The sequence below is a fragment of the Streptomyces sp. NBC_01235 genome (genome assembly GCF_035989285.1).
Taxonomy (GTDB): domain Bacteria; phylum Actinomycetota; class Actinomycetes; order Streptomycetales; family Streptomycetaceae; genus Streptomyces.
This window is the reverse complement of sequence record NZ_CP108513.1, coordinates 9,273,330-9,290,161: the sequence shown is the minus strand read 5'-3', so window position 1 is coordinate 9,290,161 and position 16,832 is coordinate 9,273,330. Positions and strand designations below refer to the sequence as shown.

At 70.6% G+C, this 16,832-nt stretch carries 14 protein-coding genes; 10 read left to right on the top strand and 4 right to left on the bottom strand.

Features of this window, described 5'->3' with window-relative positions; all coding sequences use genetic code 11:
• The first annotated feature begins 5 nt into the window (after window positions 1-5).
• From OG289_RS41735 to OG289_RS41725, 3 genes are read left to right on the top strand one after another with little or no spacing between them, the layout of a single operon-like run.
• Entirely contained in the window at window positions 6-2,927 is a 2,922-nt protein-coding gene (locus OG289_RS41735) for a glycoside hydrolase family 2 TIM barrel-domain containing protein (RefSeq protein ID WP_327320964.1), read from the top strand.
• Window positions 2,928-2,966: 39 nt separating this feature from the next.
• Window positions 2,967-4,817, top strand: a complete 1,851-nt coding sequence (locus tag OG289_RS41730) for a LamG-like jellyroll fold domain-containing protein (protein ID WP_327319198.1) — start codon at window positions 2,967-2,969, stop codon at window positions 4,815-4,817.
• Between the two features lie 27 nt (window positions 4,818-4,844).
• Window positions 4,845-6,512, top strand: a complete 1,668-nt coding sequence (locus tag OG289_RS41725; RefSeq protein WP_327319197.1) for a histidinol-phosphatase — start codon at window positions 4,845-4,847, stop codon at window positions 6,510-6,512.
• 96 nt (window positions 6,513-6,608) lie between these two features.
• Here the strand turns inward: OG289_RS41725 and OG289_RS41720 are convergent, their stop codons facing one another.
• From OG289_RS41720 to OG289_RS41705, 4 genes are read right to left on the bottom strand one after another with little or no spacing between them, the layout of a single operon-like run.
• Entirely contained in the window at window positions 6,609-7,064 is a 456-nt protein-coding gene (locus tag OG289_RS41720) for a MaoC family dehydratase (protein WP_327319196.1), read from the bottom strand.
• A gap of 25 nt (window positions 7,065-7,089) precedes the next feature.
• Window positions 7,090-8,595 carry an acyl-CoA synthetase gene (locus tag OG289_RS41715; protein WP_327319195.1) on the bottom strand — a complete coding sequence of 502 codons (1,506 nt, stop codon included), beginning with the start codon at window positions 8,593-8,595 and terminating at the stop codon, window positions 7,090-7,092.
• Between the two features lie 12 nt (window positions 8,596-8,607).
• The gene (locus tag OG289_RS41710; protein WP_327319194.1) at window positions 8,608-9,492 is read right to left on the bottom strand and encodes an amidohydrolase family protein; all 885 of its coding nucleotides are present in this window, start codon (window positions 9,490-9,492) and stop codon (window positions 8,608-8,610) included.
• A gap of 2 nt (window positions 9,493-9,494) precedes the next feature.
• Window positions 9,495-10,412 carry an SDR family NAD(P)-dependent oxidoreductase gene (locus tag OG289_RS41705; protein WP_327319193.1) on the bottom strand — a complete coding sequence of 306 codons (918 nt, stop codon included), beginning with the start codon at window positions 10,410-10,412 and terminating at the stop codon, window positions 9,495-9,497.
• Between the two features lie 233 nt (window positions 10,413-10,645).
• Between OG289_RS41705 and OG289_RS41700 the strand changes: the two genes are divergently transcribed.
• From OG289_RS41700 to OG289_RS41670, 7 genes are all read left to right on the top strand, one after another.
• On the top strand, window positions 10,646-11,071 hold the full coding sequence (locus tag OG289_RS41700) for a MarR family winged helix-turn-helix transcriptional regulator (RefSeq protein ID WP_327320963.1): 426 nt from the start codon (window positions 10,646-10,648) through the stop codon (window positions 11,069-11,071).
• Between the two features lie 18 nt (window positions 11,072-11,089).
• Window positions 11,090-11,869 (top strand): IclR family transcriptional regulator, encoded by a 780-nt coding sequence (locus OG289_RS41695; protein ID WP_327319192.1) that lies wholly within the window; start codon window positions 11,090-11,092, stop codon window positions 11,867-11,869.
• Window positions 11,870-11,921: 52 nt separating this feature from the next.
• Window positions 11,922-12,359: a GNAT family N-acetyltransferase gene (locus OG289_RS41690; protein ID WP_327319191.1), complete on the top strand. Its 438-nt coding sequence runs from the start codon at window positions 11,922-11,924 to the stop codon at window positions 12,357-12,359.
• A gap of 156 nt (window positions 12,360-12,515) precedes the next feature.
• Window positions 12,516-13,769 (top strand): L,D-transpeptidase, encoded by a 1,254-nt coding sequence (locus OG289_RS41685; RefSeq protein WP_327319190.1) that lies wholly within the window; start codon window positions 12,516-12,518, stop codon window positions 13,767-13,769.
• A gap of 169 nt (window positions 13,770-13,938) precedes the next feature.
• Window positions 13,939-15,333, top strand: coding sequence for a glycoside hydrolase family 16 protein (locus OG289_RS41680; RefSeq protein WP_327319189.1), 1,395 nt, complete (start codon window positions 13,939-13,941; stop codon window positions 15,331-15,333).
• 65 nt (window positions 15,334-15,398) lie between these two features.
• Window positions 15,399-16,409 carry an NADP-dependent oxidoreductase gene (locus OG289_RS41675; RefSeq protein WP_327319188.1) on the top strand — a complete coding sequence of 337 codons (1,011 nt, stop codon included), beginning with the start codon at window positions 15,399-15,401 and terminating at the stop codon, window positions 16,407-16,409.
• 7 nt (window positions 16,410-16,416) lie between these two features.
• Window positions 16,417-16,797, top strand: coding sequence for a MerR family transcriptional regulator (locus OG289_RS41670; protein WP_327319187.1), 381 nt, complete (start codon window positions 16,417-16,419; stop codon window positions 16,795-16,797).
• Window positions 16,798-16,832: the final 35 nt, after the last annotated feature.

The window sequence follows — 16,832 nt, the reverse complement described above, 5'->3', positions numbered from 1 at the left end:
ATCACGTGACGGACCCGCTGCTGGCGCTGCGCCCCTGGGAGGCACCCGAGGTGACCTCCTGGGGGCGGCTGCCCATGAACGCCGTCGACCGGCGCTCCGGAGCACACTCCCTGGACGGCGACTGGCGCTTTCGGTTGCTGTCCGCTCCGGACGCGCCGGTCGGCGGTCGCTGGTCGACGGCATCCGTGCCCGGTGTATGGACCATGCAGGATACGGACGACCTTCCGCAGTATCTGAACATCCGTATGCCGTATGCAGAATTCCCTCCGCTGTCGCCCGCCGACAATCCGACCGGGGTCTACGAGCGGGAGATCGACGTCCCCGCCGAGTGGGCAGGGCGCCGGATCGTGCTCCAGGTCGGGGCCGCCGAGAGCGTGCTGCTGGTCCACGTGGACGGGCGGCCCGTCGGCATCTCCAAGGACTCCCATCTGGCGGCCGAGTTCGACCTGTCGGGCGCCGTGCGCCCCGGCGGGCGGTCCGTCCTGCGGCTGACGGTCGTCAAGTGGTCGGACGCCTCGCACATCGAGGACCAGGACCACTGGTGGCACGGCGGGATCACCCGCTCGGTGCTGCTGTACGCCACCGACCCGCTGCACCTGGCCGACGTGACCGTGCGGGCGGGGCAGGACGGGGAGCTGCGGATCGACTGCCAGGTGCGGGACGCCGGCGGCGGGGCGCTGCCCGAGGGGTGGTACGTCAGCGGGGACCTGGACGGGCTGGCGCTCACGCAGGACGCCGCGTTCGACCTGGCCAACGCCGAGGACGAGCGCGTCTCCGCCTTTCTCGGCGAGACACGCCTGCACACGCGGGTGCCCGAGGTGCGCACCTGGACGGCCGAGACGCCCGAGCTGTACGGCCTGACGGTCCGCCTGCACCGCGCCGACGGCGCGGTCGCCGACACCTCCCGGCACCGCGTCGGTTTCCGGGACGTGGCGATCGTCGGCCGGGACCTGCTGGTCAACGGCGAACGGGTCTTCATCCGGGGCGTCAACCGGCACGACTTCCACCCGCTCACGGGGCGGACGGTGTCGTCCGAGGAGATGCGCGCGGACCTCGTCCTGCTGAAGCGTTTCGGCTTCAACGCGATCCGCACCGCGCACTATCCCAACGACCCGACGCTGTACGACCTCGCCGACGAAATCGGTTTCTACGTCGTCGACGAGGCGGACATCGAGTCGCACGACCACGCCCACGAGATCGCCGACGACCCGCGCTATCTGAACGCCTTCGTCGACCGGGTCTCGCGAATGGTGCTGCGGGACAAGAACCACCCGTCGGTCATCATCTGGTCGCTGGGCAACGAGTCCGACTACGGCGCGAACCACGACGCGGCCGCGGGCTGGGTGCGCCGGCACGATCCGACCCGGCCGCTGCAGTACGAGGGCGCCGCGAAGCGCGGCTGGGCGGATCCGGAGCTCGCCTCCGACATCGCCTGCCCGATGTACGCGCCCCTGGAGGACTGCGTGGCGCACGCGCTGTCCGGCCGGCAGACCAAGCCGCTCATCCAGTGCGAGTACTCCCACGCGATGGGCAACAGCAACGGCACGCTGGCCGACCACTGGGCCGCCATCGAGGCCACCCCGGGTCTTCAGGGCGGGTTCATCTGGGAGTTCTGGGACCACGGAATCCTTCAGTCCGTGAACGACGGAAGACCGGTCGGGCGTGGGGGCGCCGGGCTCTATGACAACGGTGTCGCCGCGCCCGGGTACCGCTGGGCGTACGGCGGCGACTTCGGCGAGAAGGACCACGACGGCGCGTTCATCGCCGACGGCGTCGTCTTCCCGGACCGCACTCCCAAGCCGGTGATGTACGAGCACCGTGAACTCGCCGCGCCGCTGCGGCTCCAGGGTTTCCGGCACGAGGGTCTGGTCCTCTCCAACCACCAGCACTTCCGCGGCCTGGAGTGGCTCGCGGGCGAGTGGGAGCTGTCACTCGCCCACGGCGGGACGCTCACCGCGGCGGCCGAACTACCCGACCTGCGGCCGGGTGAGACGGCCGTGGTACCGCTGCCGTTCGCACTGCCGGAGGACGGCGGCGAGGCGTGGCTGACGTTGCGCGTGACGACGGCGGAGGACCTGTCGTGGGCGCCGCGCGGCACGGAGGTGTGCGCTCCACAGGTGCGGCTGCGGGCGGCCACCCCGGTCGAGGAACCGATGGGTTCCGGTCGGGTCGAGATCGACGCCGACGGACTCCTCGTCCACCCTCTGCTGACCGCACCGCCCACGCTGTCGCTGTGGCGGGCGCCCACCGACAACGACGAGCTCGGCGGGATGGCGCTGCGCTGGCGGACGTGGGGCCTGGACGCCCTCGTGCGCAAGCTGGTCTCGGTTCACCAGGAGGGCGACGGAGTGTGCGTGCTCTCCGAGTACGCCGGAACCGCCGGCGTCGTCCGGCACCGGCAGGTGTTCACGCCGGTGGAGGGCGGGGTCCGGATCGACGAACAGGCCGAGCTGCCCGAGGAGTTCGACGACGTGGCGCGCGTCGGCTCGGTCTTCGAGACGGTTGCGGGGCTGGACCTGCTGGAGTGGTTCGGGCAGGGCCCCTGGGAGTCGTATCCCGACCGGAGCGGTGGCGCGCCGGTGGGCCATCACTCCGTCCCCGTCGACGAGTTGTTCACTCCGTACCTGCGTCCGCAGGAGAGCGGCGGCCGGCACGGAGTGCGGCGCTTCATGCTGTCGGCGCCGGACGCCACGGGCCTCGCGGTCACGCTGGACGAGCCGCGCCAGGTCTCCGTCACGCGGTACCGCGCCGAGGACCTGACCGCCGTCTCCCATCACGACGAACTCGTCCCGCGCGCCGGCTGCGTGGTGCACCTCGACGCGGCACACCGCGGCCTCGGTACGGCGTCGTGCGGCCCCGACACCTTCCCCTCCTACCTCGTCGCACCGGGCGTCCACCGCTGGAGCTGGACCCTGCGCGTTCTCTGAACTCCCCTTCCCAGCCACGGACTTCCCTACGGAGCACACGTGTGTACTTCGCATGCCCACGATTGCGGCGAGGCCGCGCAGGCCGGTGCCGGAAGACGCGGTTTCCTCCGGGCCACCGCACTGCTCGGCGCCGCCGCCACGGCCGGCCTCACCCTGCCGGCCACCGCCGAGGCGGCCTCCGCCGAGCAATGGCGTCCCGACCCCGACAGCCGTCGCTTCACGCTCGCCGTCATGCCCGACACGCAGTACCTGTTCGACGGGCCGAGCATCGACAAGGCGCCGGTCGAGGCGTCGCTGCGCTATCTGCTGGAGCGCTGCGACGAAGAGGGAGCCGAGAACATCGTGTTCCTGTCCCACCTCGGCGACCTCACCCAGAACGGAGCGAAGGACGAAGTCACCGCGATCAGCGAGGCGTTCGGGCTGCTCGACCGGCGCGGGGTCGGCTACAGCGTCCTGGCCGGCAACCACGACGTGAAGTCGTCGACGACCGACCAGCGCGGCCCGACCCCGTACCTGGACGCCTTCGGTCCGCAGCGTTTCCGGGGGAAGTCGACGTTCGGCGGGGCCTCCCCCGACGGCTACAACTCGTTCCACCTGTTCCGGGCGGCCGGCCGGGAGTGGATGGTGCTGGCGCTGGACTGGCGGCTTTCGGAGAAGGGCTACGCCTGGGCCGCCGACGTCCTCGCCCGGCACCCGAGGACGCCCGTCGTCCTGACCACGCACGAGCTGGTCGTCGAGGACGACTCCCTCTCGGCGTACGGGCAGCAGCTGTGGGACCGGCTGATCGAGGATCACGACCAGATCTTCCTCACCCTCAACGGGCACTACTGGCCCGCCGGTCGGGCAACGCGTAGGAACGCGGCGGGACATGACGTCCACCTGCACCTGACGAACTATCAGAACCGCTACTTCGGCGGCGCGGCGATGATCCGGCTCTACCGCTTCGACCTCGATCGGAACGTCATCGACGTGGAGACCGTCTCCCCGTGGATCCTGGGCCGGGCCGCGAAGGGGCTGGGCGAGCTGGAGCGGCAGGAGATCGAACTGAGCGGCGACGCCGACCGGTTCTCGGTCGACATCGACTTCGCGACACGCTTCTCCGGTTTCGCCCCGGTGCCGGCGCGCGCCGCACGTCCCGTCTCGAAGATCGTCGTCCCCGGCACGGTCGCGTACTGGCGCTTCGACGGGCACGCCGCCGGTACGGCCGTGTCCGGCACCGTCCGTGACCTGTCCGGGCGCGGCAACGACCTCACCGTCGTCCCGGTCGGCGGCGGAACGCTCGGCTGGTCGTCCGACCACCACCCCGACCAACCCGGGCACGGCAGCCTGGAGTTCCAGGGCTTCAAGTCCCCGCTGAAGGGGGCGTACCTGCGGACGGTCGACGGTGCGCCGCTCAACTCTGCCACGTTCAAGACCGGTTACACCATCGAGGCGTTCTACCGCCTCCCGGCCGACTGGGACCCCTCGCACCACGCCTGGTCGGGACTGGTCAGCCGGACGGGAACGGGTGGGGCCGCGGGCAAGACCGGCGACGACCCCGACGAGCCGCTCGCCACCCTCTCCCTCTCAAACGACCGGGAGCCGCAGTGGGCGATGCGCCCGCTGAACCAGGAGGGCATCGCCACCAACTGGGGGCAGGAGACCCCGCTGGAGACCTGGTGGCACCTCGCGGTCGTCAACGACGGCCGGCACACCACGCTGTACGTCGAGGGCTGCCCGGTCGTGCGCAACCCGAAGGCGACAGCCGTCGGCATCACCTCCGTCGGGCTGCCCTGGCTGCTCGGCGGCTACGAGTACGGCGGACAGATCGACCAGATCCTGCACGGCCGTCTCGGCGACGTCCGCATCGTCGAACGGGCGCTGCCCGTCGCCTCCTTCATGAACCACTGACGCCCTCGAAGAGGACACCGAAGCATCATGACCGAGCAGCAGCTGCCCGTCTGGGCCGACCCGTCCGTCTCCCCCGCCGCCCTCGACGCCCAAGGCGTGTCGAGACGGCAACTCCTGCGCCGTGCCGGTCTGTTCGGCGCCGCGTTCGCGCTGGGCGGGGCGGCCACCCCGGCCGTCGCCGCCGCCGACCGGGGCTACGGCGGTGAGGACCCGCGCCTGGCCTATCTGGTCGGCGACCACCATGTGCACTCCGTGTACAGCCACGACGCGAAGTACACCTTCTCCCAGCAGGCGCGGGCCGCCGCCAGGTACGGCCTGGACTGGATGGTGTTCAACGAGCACTCCAACTTCGGGCACGCCTCCTACGGCGCCGCGCTGGAGCACAAGGAGATCCTCAAGGCACGGGCCGAGAACCCGCGCCAGCTGATCTTCCAGGGCCTGGAGTGGTACATCCCGGCCGCCGAGCACTGCACGGTGTTCGCCGCGCCCGGCCCGCACGAGGTCGACCTGCTCACGCAGTTCGAGCTCGCCTACGACGGCAAGCTGCTCGGCTACACCGAGGGATCCGCCGGAGCGTCCGACACCGCCCGCAACGAGGCGCACGCCGTCAAGGCCATCAAGTGGCTGGCCGAACAGCGCCGCACCGGCTACGTCGACGACGTCCTCGTCCTCGCCAACCACCCGCTGCGCCTCGGCATCGACTCCCCCCACGAGATGCGGGGCTGGCGCGACGCGGCCCCCGAGATCATGATCGGCATGGAGGGCGCACCCGGCGCCCAGGGTGCGGCGATCCCCGGCTGGCGCGGCAGCACCTCGATTCGCGGCGAGTACGAGAACAAGCCGTCCGCGCAGTCGTACGCGGGCTACCCGGCGGACGCCTACCTCACCTACGGCGGCTTCGACTGGGCGACCGCGACCGTCGGCGGACTGTGGGACTCGATGCTGGCCGAGGGCCGGCTGTTCTCGATCACCACCAACTCCGACAACCACCGGACCGTCTTCGACACCTGGAAGAACGGCGACTGGCCGGCCGGGCAGAACTTCGACAACACCGGCAGACTGCCCGACCCGGTGAACACCGACACCCCGCAGCCGGGCAGCGACTTCTGGCCGGGCCAGTTCAGCCGCACCCACGTGGGCGTCACCCGGTACGGCTACCGGGCGGTGATGACGGGCCTGCGCGAGGGCCGCGTGTGGCTCGACCACGGGCATCTGCTCGACGGGCTCGAGGTGCGGCTGCGGCGGGAGCACAGCAGCGGCCGGGGCGTCACTCTCGGCGGTCGGCTGCGGGTCCGCAGGGGCGAGAAGCTCACCCTGGACATCACCGTCACCACCGCCTCCCGGCCCAACCCCCAGGGGGTCCTCCCGGAGTTGGCACACGTGGACGTGATCCGGGGCGCGGTGCGCGGGCCCGTGTCCGACCGCGACGCCTGGAAGGCCCCCGACACGAAGGTCGCCCTGACGACGGACGTGCGCGGCCGCAAGGGAACGTACACCCTGCGCGTTCCGCTCACCGTGGGCGAGGAGTCCTTCTACGTCCGTCTGCGCGGCAGCGACGGCAACCGGAACGGAACCGGTTGCCTGGGCGCTTCCGTGGACCCCCACGGCCCCGTCCCGCACGAGCCGGGCAACGGCGACCCATGGGCCGACACCTGGTTCTACTCCAACCCGATCTTCGTGGACGTCGTGCGCTGAGGCGCCCCGCGAGGGGTGTGGGGAACCGCGCGACCGGCCGCAGACGGCCCGCAGTTCCCCACACACGTCACCCCTACGGCGCCCAGGGCGAAGCCCCTACGCGTAGAACCGCGACAGACTCTGCAGCACGGCAGCAGGCTTCGCGCCCCCCTCGATCTCGATCGCCCCGTCGACGGTGATCTGCACGCCGCCCGGCACGTCCTCGACCTCGTTCAGCTTGCCCACCAGGCGGATACGCGAGCCGACCTTGACCGGCGAGGGGAAACGAACCTTGTTCAGCCCGTAGTTGACCTTGGTCGTGACGCCCTGGACGTCCAGCAGTTCGGTGAACAGCGGGATGAAGAGCGACAGGGTGAGGTACCCATGGGCGATCGGGGCGCCGAAGGGACCTTCCGCAGCCTTCTCCGGGTCCACGTGGATCCACTGGTGATCCCCGGTCGCGTCGGCGAACGTGTCGATGCGCTCCTGGGTGACCTCGATCCACTCACTGGTGCCCAGGTCGCTGCCGGCCAGCTTCTTCAGCTCGTCGAGGCCGTTGACGGTGATGCTCATATGCCGTTCCTCACAGGGGAGTTGTTCAGGATTTGGTGCCGTACCGGGAGCGCACCCGGGACTTGAGGAGCTTTCCGGAGGCGGTGCGCGGGAGTTCGTCCGCAACCACCACCGACTTGGGGATCTTGTACTTGGCGAGCCGCCCGGCGAGCGAGGCCAGCACCTCGTCGGGGTCGAGCGCAGCACCCTCGCGGGGCACGACGACCGCGCGCGGCACCTCGCCCCACTTGTCGTCGGACACGCCGATGACCGCGCACTCGACGATGTCGGGGTGAGCCAGGAGCTGGTCCTCGATCTCGGCGGGGTAGATGTTCTCCCCACCGGAGATGATCATGTCCTTGATGCGGTCGACGATGTGCACGTAACCGTCTTCGTCGACCCGGGCCGCGTCCCCGCTGCGGAACCAGCCGTCGGCGAAGGAGGCGGCCGTCTCCTCGGGCAGCCCCCAGTAGCCGGGCATGACGTGCGGCCCGCGCACGACGACCTCGCCGGTCTCGCCGACCTCGACCGGGGTGAGGTCGGGGCGCAGGACGCGTACGTCGCTGAAGAAGTGCGGGACGCCGGCCGAGCCCGCCTTGCTGATCGAGTGCTCGGCGTCCAGGAACAGCGTTCCGGGGGCGGCCTCGGTCATGCCGTAGCCCTGGAGGAAGGTGAGTCCGCGTTCCTGGTAGGCGGCGATCAGTGGCGTCGACACCGGGGAGCCGCCGCAGGTCAGGATCCGCAGGGACGACAGGTCCGCGTCCGCCCAGCGGGGATGCCGGGCCACCTGCTCGAACATCGTCGGCACCCCGAACATGAAGGTGATCCGGTGCCGGGCGATCAGGTCGAAGGTGGCCTCCGGGTCGAAGGCCTCGACCAGGACGCAACAGCCGCCCTTGAGGAGCACCGGCAGGGTCAGCATGTTCAGGCCGGCTGTGTGGAACAACGGCGCGGAGACCAGGGCGCGTTCGTCGGCGATCAGGTCGGTGTCGACGAGGACGTTGATCGCGTTCCAGGTGAGGTTGCCGTGCGTGAGCATGGCGCCCTTGGGGCGGCCGGTCGTGCCCGAGGTGTACATGATGATGCAGGTGTCGTCGGGGGTGACCGGCGTGTCGATCGGCTCGTCGGAAGCGGCGGCGAGTGCCTCCTCGTATTCGGCGCCGACCTCGACATAGGTCCGGACGTCCGTGTTACCGGGCAGTCCGGCGACTAGGCCGGCGAGCGCGGGACCGTAGACGAGGGCCTTGGCGCCGGAGTCGGCGAGCTGGTAGGCGATCTCGGGGCCCGCGAGGCGGGTGTTCAGGGGGACGAACACCGCGCCGAGGGTGCCGGCGGCGAACAGGGTCTCCAGGTAGGAGGGGTGGTTCGGGCCGAGGTAGGCGATGCGGTCGCCGCGCCGCACGCCCCGGGCGCGCAGGGCGTGGGCCAGGCGCGTGGTGCGTGTATGCAGTGTGCGATAGTCCGTCGACTGTTCACCGTGGACCAGGGCGGTGCGGTGCGGGGTCTTGCGGGCCCGGCGTGCGGGCCATGACCCCAGTCCCTCGTTGCGCATCTTCCACGCCCCTTACGGTGTGGTCAGCCCGAGCAGACGGGCGGCGTTCTCCTTGAGGATCTTCGGCTTCACCTCGTCCTTGATCGTCAGCTTGTCGAAGTCGGCGAGCCAGCGGTCGGGGGTGAGGACGGGGAAGTCGGAGCCGAAGAGGACCTTGTCCTTCAGCAGCGTGTTGGCGTACTGCACGAGCTGCGGCGGGAAGTACTTCGGCGACCAGCCGGACAGGTCGATGTGCACGCCCGGCTTGTGGGTGGCGACGGCGAGGGCCTCGTCCTGCCAGGGGAAGGACGGGTGCGCCAGGATGATCTTGAGGTGCGGGAAGTCGGCCGCCACGTCGTCCACGTGCAGCGGGTTGCTGTACTTCAGGCGGATCCCGCCGCCTCCCGGCACGCCCGCGCCGATGCCCGTCTGGCCGGTGTGGAACAGGGCGATGGTGCCCGTCTCCTCGATCACCTCGTAGAGGCCGTACGCGACCGAGCGGTCATTGGGGAAGAAGCCCTGGATGCTGGGGTGGAACTTGAAGCCCTTCACCCCGTACTCCTCCACCAGGCGCCGGGCCTGCTTCACACCCGCCTTCCCCCGGAAGGGGTCGATGGAGGCGAAGGGGATGAGGACGTCGGCGTTGGCAGCGGCGGCCTCGGCGACCTCCTCGTTCGGGACCGGCGCCGTGCCGGTCGCGGACTCGGCGTCCACCGTGAAGATCACGGCGGCCATCCTCCGCTCCCGGTAGTAGGCGGCCGTCTCCTGAAGGGTCGGCTTCCGCTTGCCCTCGACCTTGAAGTAGGCGGAGGAGGCGTCGTGCAGGTCGTCGTCCAGCGAGGAGTGGCCCTTGGAGGAGACCTCCGCGTGGGTGTGGACGTCGATCGCGACGAGTTCCTCGACGTTGAGGGTCGTCATGGTCACGCCTCCGGGAACTTGGGGGCCGGGATGCCGACCGTCTGGAGTTCGGCACCGACCGAGGTGGGGAAGGCGTCGGCCAGGGACTCGGGGGTCCAGCCGCCGTCGGCGTAGGCCGCGCGGATCTCCTGCGGATGCGACCAGAGTGCCACCTTGTCGCCGCCGATGCCGATGGCCTGGCCGGTTATGGACCGGGCGGCCTCGGAGGCGAGGAAGGGCACCAGCGCGGCGCAGTCCTCGGGAGTGCCGAAGCCCTCGCCCTTGCGCAGGAAGTCCGGGAACGGCTCGCCGTTCTTCAGCGCCTCGACGTAGGGGGCGAAGGCGGGGATGGTCTCGGTCATCGCGGTCGCGGCGACCGGCACGATCGCGTTGACGGTGATGTTCGCGCGACCCAGCTCCATGGACCAGGTGCGGGCGAAGGCGGCGATGCCGGCCTTGGCGGCGGCGTAGTTCGTCTGGCCGAAGTTGCCGCGCTGGCCGGCCGGGGAGCCGACGAGGATCAGCGTGCCGCCCTCGCCCTGCTCGCGCATCCGGACGGCGGCGGCGCGGGCGCAGGTGAAGGTGCCCTTGAGGTGGGTGGCGATCACTGCGTCGAAGTCGTCGTCGGTCATCTTCCACAGCACCTTGTCGCGCAGGATGCCCGCGTTGGTGACCAGGATGTCGAGCCGCCCGAACTCCTCCACGGCCCGGTTCACCAGCCGCTCGGCGGCCTCGGTCGTACCGACCGGGACCACCTCGGCGACGGCTGTGCCGCCGGCCTCGGTGATGGACTTCACTGCCTGCTCGGCGACCGCCTCGTCGACGTCGTTGACGACCACGGAGGCGCCGTGGGCGGCCAGGGCGTGCGCGTAGGCGAGGCCGAGGCCCCGGCCGCTGCCGGTGACGACGGCGACCTTGCCGGTGAGATCGATGCTGGGCACGACGGTGTCCCTTCACATGGGGTGCGACTTCGCGTCGCCTGGAGCGCGACGTCGAGATCGAAGCTAAGAGCAATAATTGTTGTCGTCAATAGTTGTTGTCGACCTATGGGGTGCGTCATGCTGGAATCTGTAGGACGAACCGCCCCCGGAAGGGGACCTAGCCCAGGGAGCCCGCCATCGCCCGCCAGGACAACGCAGTGAACGCCGCCCCGATCGACGCGGACGAGCCATGGATGCGTGAGCTGCACGCGGACACGGGCTACCTGCTCTACCGCCTCGGACTGCGCTCGGGTCAGCTGTTCAACACGTTCCTCCAGGAGTCGGGGCTGCGCCTGCGCCACTACGCGGTGCTGCGCTTCCTCGCCACCTCCGAGGGCTCCCTCCAGCGCGAGCTGAGTGCCCGGCTCGGCTACGACCCCAGTGCGATCGTCGGCCTGGTCGACGACCTGGAGAAGCTGGGCTTCGCCGAGCGCCGCCCGGCCCCGGACGACCGCCGCAGCCGGATCGTCGTCCTCACCGAGGACGGCCGCTCCTTCCTGCGCGGCACCGACGAGGCGGGCCTGCGGGTGACGAACGAACTGCTGGACCCCCTCGACCCGGCCGACCGCGAGACACTGCACACACTGCTGCTGCGGATCGCCGGGGACGGCCTCGCCTGACACAGTGAGGAGGACCTGATGGACCGGGGCGCCCTCGCCACGACCTCGCGTTCCGCGCCGGACCGGCTGCTGGCCGTGCTCGCCGCGTTCGACCACACGCACTCCGCGCTGTCCCTGACCGACATCAGCCGCCGCGCCGGGCTGACCCTCACCACCGCGCACCGGCTGGTGGGGGCGCTGACCGAGTGGGGCGCCCTGGAGCGGGACGCGTCCGGCGTGTACCACGTCGGGCTGCGGCTGTGGGAGGTCGCGGCGCTGGCACCGCGCGGCCTGGCACTGCGTCAGGTCGCGCTGCCCTACCTCGAGGACCTGTACGAAGCCACGCACGAGAACGTGCAGTTGGCGGTGCGGGACGGGTCCGATGTCGTCTACACCGAGTGGCTGTCGGGGCGTTCGGCGGTCGGCGTGCACATCCGGGTGGGCGCCCGCTGGCCGTTGCATGTCACCGGCGTCGGGCTCGCGCTGCTCGCCAACGGCGATTCCGAGCTCCAAGAGGCCTACTGCGCCAGGCCGTTGGTCTCCTACACCGCCCACACCATCACCGATCCGGTGCGCTTGCGGCGGGTGCTGGCCGAAGTACGGCGCACGGGTGTGGCGGTGAGCAGCCGTCAGGTCACGGAGGACGCCCTGTCGGTGGCCGCTCCGGTGCGCGGTCCGGACGGCGCGGTGGTGGCCGCCGTGTCGGTCGTCGTCCCGCACGCCGACGCAGCCGTCCCGGTGCTGGTGCCGGCGGTGCGTCTCGCGGCCCGGGGGATCTCACGGGCCCTGGGCTGGCAGCCGGAGGGCCGGACCGAGTGAGCCGCCCGTCGGGACTGGCGCCTGCGGGGACTCCCGGCGAGAATGCCCAACCATGATCGAGATCGGTTCGCTGAACCCGGACGACCGCCCCGCCTGGGAAGTGCTGGCGCGCGGCTACAAGAAGTTCTACCGCACGGACGTGCCCGACGAGGGGTACGAGGAGATGTGGCGACGCCTGCGCGACGGCGGCGAGGTGCACGCCGTCGGCGCCCGGGCGGACGGGGAACTGGTGGGCATCGCGCACTACCTGTTCCACGCCACGGGCTGGATGGCGGACAGCTGCTATCTCCAGGACCTCTACGTCGATGAGGCGGCGCGCGGCCGGGGCGTGGCCCGGGCGCTGATCGAGCGGGTCGCCGAGGCGGCGCGCGAGCGGGGCGCCGCCCGTCTGTACTGGACCACCCAGGAGGACAACACCACCGCCCGTGCCCTGTACGACAGGGTGGCGGCCTTCAACGGGTTCATCCGCTACGACCACCCGCTCGCGTAGCGCTCGCGCGGCGCTCCTGGCGGCGCGGGCGCGCGGCGGCCCTGCTCGGGCCGTCCTCACGGGAATCTCAGACGGCGACCGGGGGATTCAAAGGTTCGCCCCATCTGGGAGGCGCAGGATGCACGCGCAAAGGTGGGCAACTCAGGAAGGCGTGCCGTGGGCGTCTCGCACATATCGAACCGATCCGAGCAGCAGTCGCAGGGGTGGTCCCGGCGCGGGATCCTGGCGGTGCTCGGCGCCGCTCCGGCCGTCGCGCTGACCGGGTGCAGCTCCGGGTCGGCGGACGCGTCGGAGAACACGACGACCGGGACGTCGGGTTCCGCGTCCACGCAGGCCGCGGCGGCCGCGAAGCAGCCGGTGATCTCGGTCACCCCTGCCGACGGCACCGAGAAGGCGGCCTTCACCAGCCCGGTCGAGGTCACCGTGACCGACGGCACCCTCGCCTCCGTGAAGGTGACGGGCAACGACGGCTCGGCACTCGCGGGCTCCCTCGACGCGGCCCGGACGACATGGACGTCGACGACCAACCCGTACTCCGGCACCAAGTACACGGTCACTGCCCAGGCCGAGGGCGCCGCCGCGCAGACGGCCACCTTCACCACCAAGTCCCCCGGCGAGACCTTCGTCGGCTACTTCACCCCCGAGGCGAACTCCACATCCGGCGTCGGGATGCCGGTCTCGATCAACTTCTCGCACGCCGTGTCGGACAAGGCCGCGGTGGAGAAGGCGATCACGGTGACCGCCGAACCGGCCGTGGAGGTCGTCGGGCACTGGTTCAGCGACACCCGGCTCGACTTCCGGCCGCAGACGTACTGGGCGGCCGGAACGACGATCACCCTCGGTCTGCGGTTGAAGGACGTCCAGGGAACGGATGGCGTATACGGCATACAGTCGAAGGACGTCACCTTCCACATCGGCCGCGCGCAGATCAGCACCGTGGATCTGTCGAGCAAGGAGATGGTGGTGAAGCGGGACGGCGCGACCCTGGCCACCTACCCCGTCTCCGGCGGCGACGCCGACCACACCACGTGGTCCGGGATCATGGTGATCAGCGAGCGGTTCCAGCAGACGCGGATGGAGTCCTCCACGGTCGGCCTCGGCGACGAGTACGACATCTCCGACGTCCCGCACGCCCAGCGCCTGACCACCTCCGGCACGTTCGTCCACGGCAACTACTGGGCCTCGACGTCCGTGTTCGGCAGCCAGAACACCAGCCACGGCTGCGTCGGCCTGCACGACGCCAAGGGCGCGAGCGACAGCTCCGTGGCGGGCTACAAGTTCTACGAGAGCTCGATGCTCGGCGACGTGGTGATCGTGAAGAACTCCGGCGAGAAGACCGTCGATCCGGCCAACGGGCTCAACGGCTGGAACCTGTCCTGGGCGGAGTGGAAGGCGGGCAGCGCGCTTTAGCCCCTTTGGGCGGTTCAAGCCGTGAACCTCCCTCCCGTGAAAGGACTTTCCTTGCTTTAAGTCTTGACGGCCTCCGGGACGGAGAGCACATTGGGCCCACTTTGAGAGCGCTCTCAGAGTGCTCTCGAAGTCACCCGCGCACCTCACCCCGTACCCGAGAGGCACCTCCATGAGTGCAACCTCCGGCATACCCAGACGGCGACGCGCGCTCATCGCCGTGCTCAGCACGCTCGGGCTGGCGGCCGCCGCGGCGGCGGCCGTCACCCTGCCCGCGAACGCCTCCGCGCCCACGCCCCCGTCCGGCTGGACGCAGGTCTTCCTCGACGACTTCACCGGCGCCGCGGGCACCGGCGTCAACACCTCCAACTGGCAGTACAGCACCGGGACTTCGTATCCGGGCGGGCCTGCCAACTGGGGCACCGGCGAGGTCGAGACGATGACCAACAGCACCAACAACGTCTCGCTCGACGGCAACGGCAACCTGCGCATCACCCCACTGCGCGACTCGGCCGGCAACTGGACCTCGGGACGCATCGAGACCACGCGCACCGACTTCCAGCCCCCGTCCGGCGGCAAGCTGCGGGTCGAGGCCCGGCTGCAGATGCCCAACGTGACCGGCACCGCCGCCGAAGGCTACTGGCCCGCGTTCTGGGCGCTCGGCGCGCCGTACCGGGGCAACTACCAGAACTGGCCGGGCGTCGGCGAGCTGGACATCATGGAGAACGTCCAGGGCCTGAACAAGGTGTGGGCGACGATGCACTGCGGCACCAACCCGGGCGGCCCGTGCAACGAGACCACCGGCATCGGCAACTCCGTCGCGTGTCCGAACACGACCTGTCAGTCCGGCTTCCACACCTACACGATGGAGTGGGACCGCTCGGTGACCCCGGAGGCGATCCGCTTCTACGTCGACGGCGTCAACTACCACACGGTCACCGCGAACCAGGTCGACGCGACGACCTGGACCAACGCCACGAACCACGGCTACTTCGTCATCCTGAACGTCGCGATGGGCGGCGCGTTCCCGGACGCCTTCGGCGGCGGCCTGGACGGCGCCACCGAGTCGGGCCACCCGATGGTGGTGGACTACGTGCAGGTGCTCCAGGCCGCGGGCAGTGGGAGCGGAACCACCACGCCGCCGCCGTCCGGCAGCCGGGACGCCTACGGCACGATCCAGGCCGAGTCGTACGACAGCCAGTCGGGCACCGCCACCGAGACCACGACCGACACCGGCGGCGGCCAGGACATCGGCTCCCTCGCGAACGGCGACTGGGCGCTGTACAAGGGCGTGGACTTCGGTTCCACGGCGGCGACCCAGTTCAACGCGCGGGTCGCCGGCGGTGCGGCCGGCGGGGTCAGCGGACTGGTCGAGGTGCGCCTCGACAGCCGTACGGCCACGCCCGTCGGCAGCTTCTCGGTGGCCAACACCGGTGGCTGGCAGACCTGGAAGACGATCCCCGCGAACATCAGCTCCGTCACCGGCACCCACGACGTCTATCTGACCTTCACCAGCGGCCAGCCGGCGGACTTCGTGAACGTCAACTGGTTCACCTTCGGGCACTGAGCAACTCCCATGGCGGCGCCGGGTGGTTGACCTTCACGTATACGTCAACCCCTAGCGTCGCCGTCATGACGAACCCCACCACGGGCCTGGAGGTCCGCCTCCGCTCCCGGCCCGCAGGACTCCCCGGCCCCGACGACTTCGACCTCGTCGAGGCGCCCGTCCCGGCTCCGGCCCCCGGGCAGGTCCTCGTACGCAACCTGTTCATGTCTCTCGACCCCGCCATGGTCCTGCTGGCGTCCGGCGAACCCGGACTTCCCATGCCACGTTACGAACTCGGCGAGGTCCTCCACGGCGACGCCGTCGGCGAGGTGACCGTCTCGGCGGATCCCTCGCTCGCCGAAGGCGATCTGGTGGTGCACCGGTTGGGGTGGCGGGAGTACGCCGTCGCTCCGGCCGGGGCGCTGCGCAGGGTCGACCGGGCCGCCTACCCGAGCCCTTCCCTGCACCTGGGCTTCGGCCTGGTCGCCTACGTCGGACTCATGGAGGTGGCACAACTCCGTCCGGGCGACACGGTGTTCGTCTCCAGCGCCGCCGGGGCGACCGGAAGCATGGCCGGCCAGATCGCCCGGCTCAAAGGCGCGGTGCGGGTGATCGGCAGCGCCGGCACGCGGGAGAAGGTCGCCCATCTGACGGGGAGGCTCGGTTTTGACGCGGCCTTCGACCACCACGACGGTCCCGTCGTCGACCGGCTGCGCGAGGCCGCTCCCGACGGCATCGACGTGTACTTCGACAACGTGGGCGGTGAGCAACTGCGCGCCGCCGTCGAGGTGATGAACCCGCACGGCCGTATCGCGGTCTGCGGCGCCCTGAACCGGCAGAGCGGCGGCCGGCCCGACACCGGCCCCGGCGATCTGCTGCCCCTGCTCACCAAACGCCTCACCCTGCGCGGATTCACCCTCTCCGACCACCTCGACAGGGCCGCCGAGTTCGGCGAGCAATTCCGCGGCTGGCTGCGCGACGGAGCCATCCGCTACGACGAGACGGTGATCGACGGCCTCGCCCACGCCCCGCGGGCCCTCCTCGATCTCGTCCGCGGCGCGCACACCGGGAAGACCGTGGTACGGCTGGGGAGTTGACGTCTCCATGATGCTGATCGGAGACCTCGCCGCCCGCACCGGGACGACGACCCGTGCCCTGCGCTACTACGAGGAGCAGGGGCTGCTGGAGTCCGAGCGGACCGCGGCCGGCTACCGGGTGTACGGGCCGGCCGCGGTGACCCGGGTCCGCAATGTCCGCGACCTGCTCGCCTCCGGGTTCACGGTGGAGAACGTCAAGTCCTTCGTCCGCTACCTCGACAGCGATCTGCCCGAGGTGTTCGCCTACTCGGACGCGTGCGCCGCCAACTACGCCGTGGGCGCTCAGCGGGTCGCCGAACTCCAGGAACGTATCGAGGCGTTGACCCGGATGCGGGACACGCTCGTGGGGCGGATGCCGTGGCTGGGCGGCGAGCGGGTCGCGTCGTGAGGCTTCAACGGCGAACCTCTGGTTGATCGTCAAGT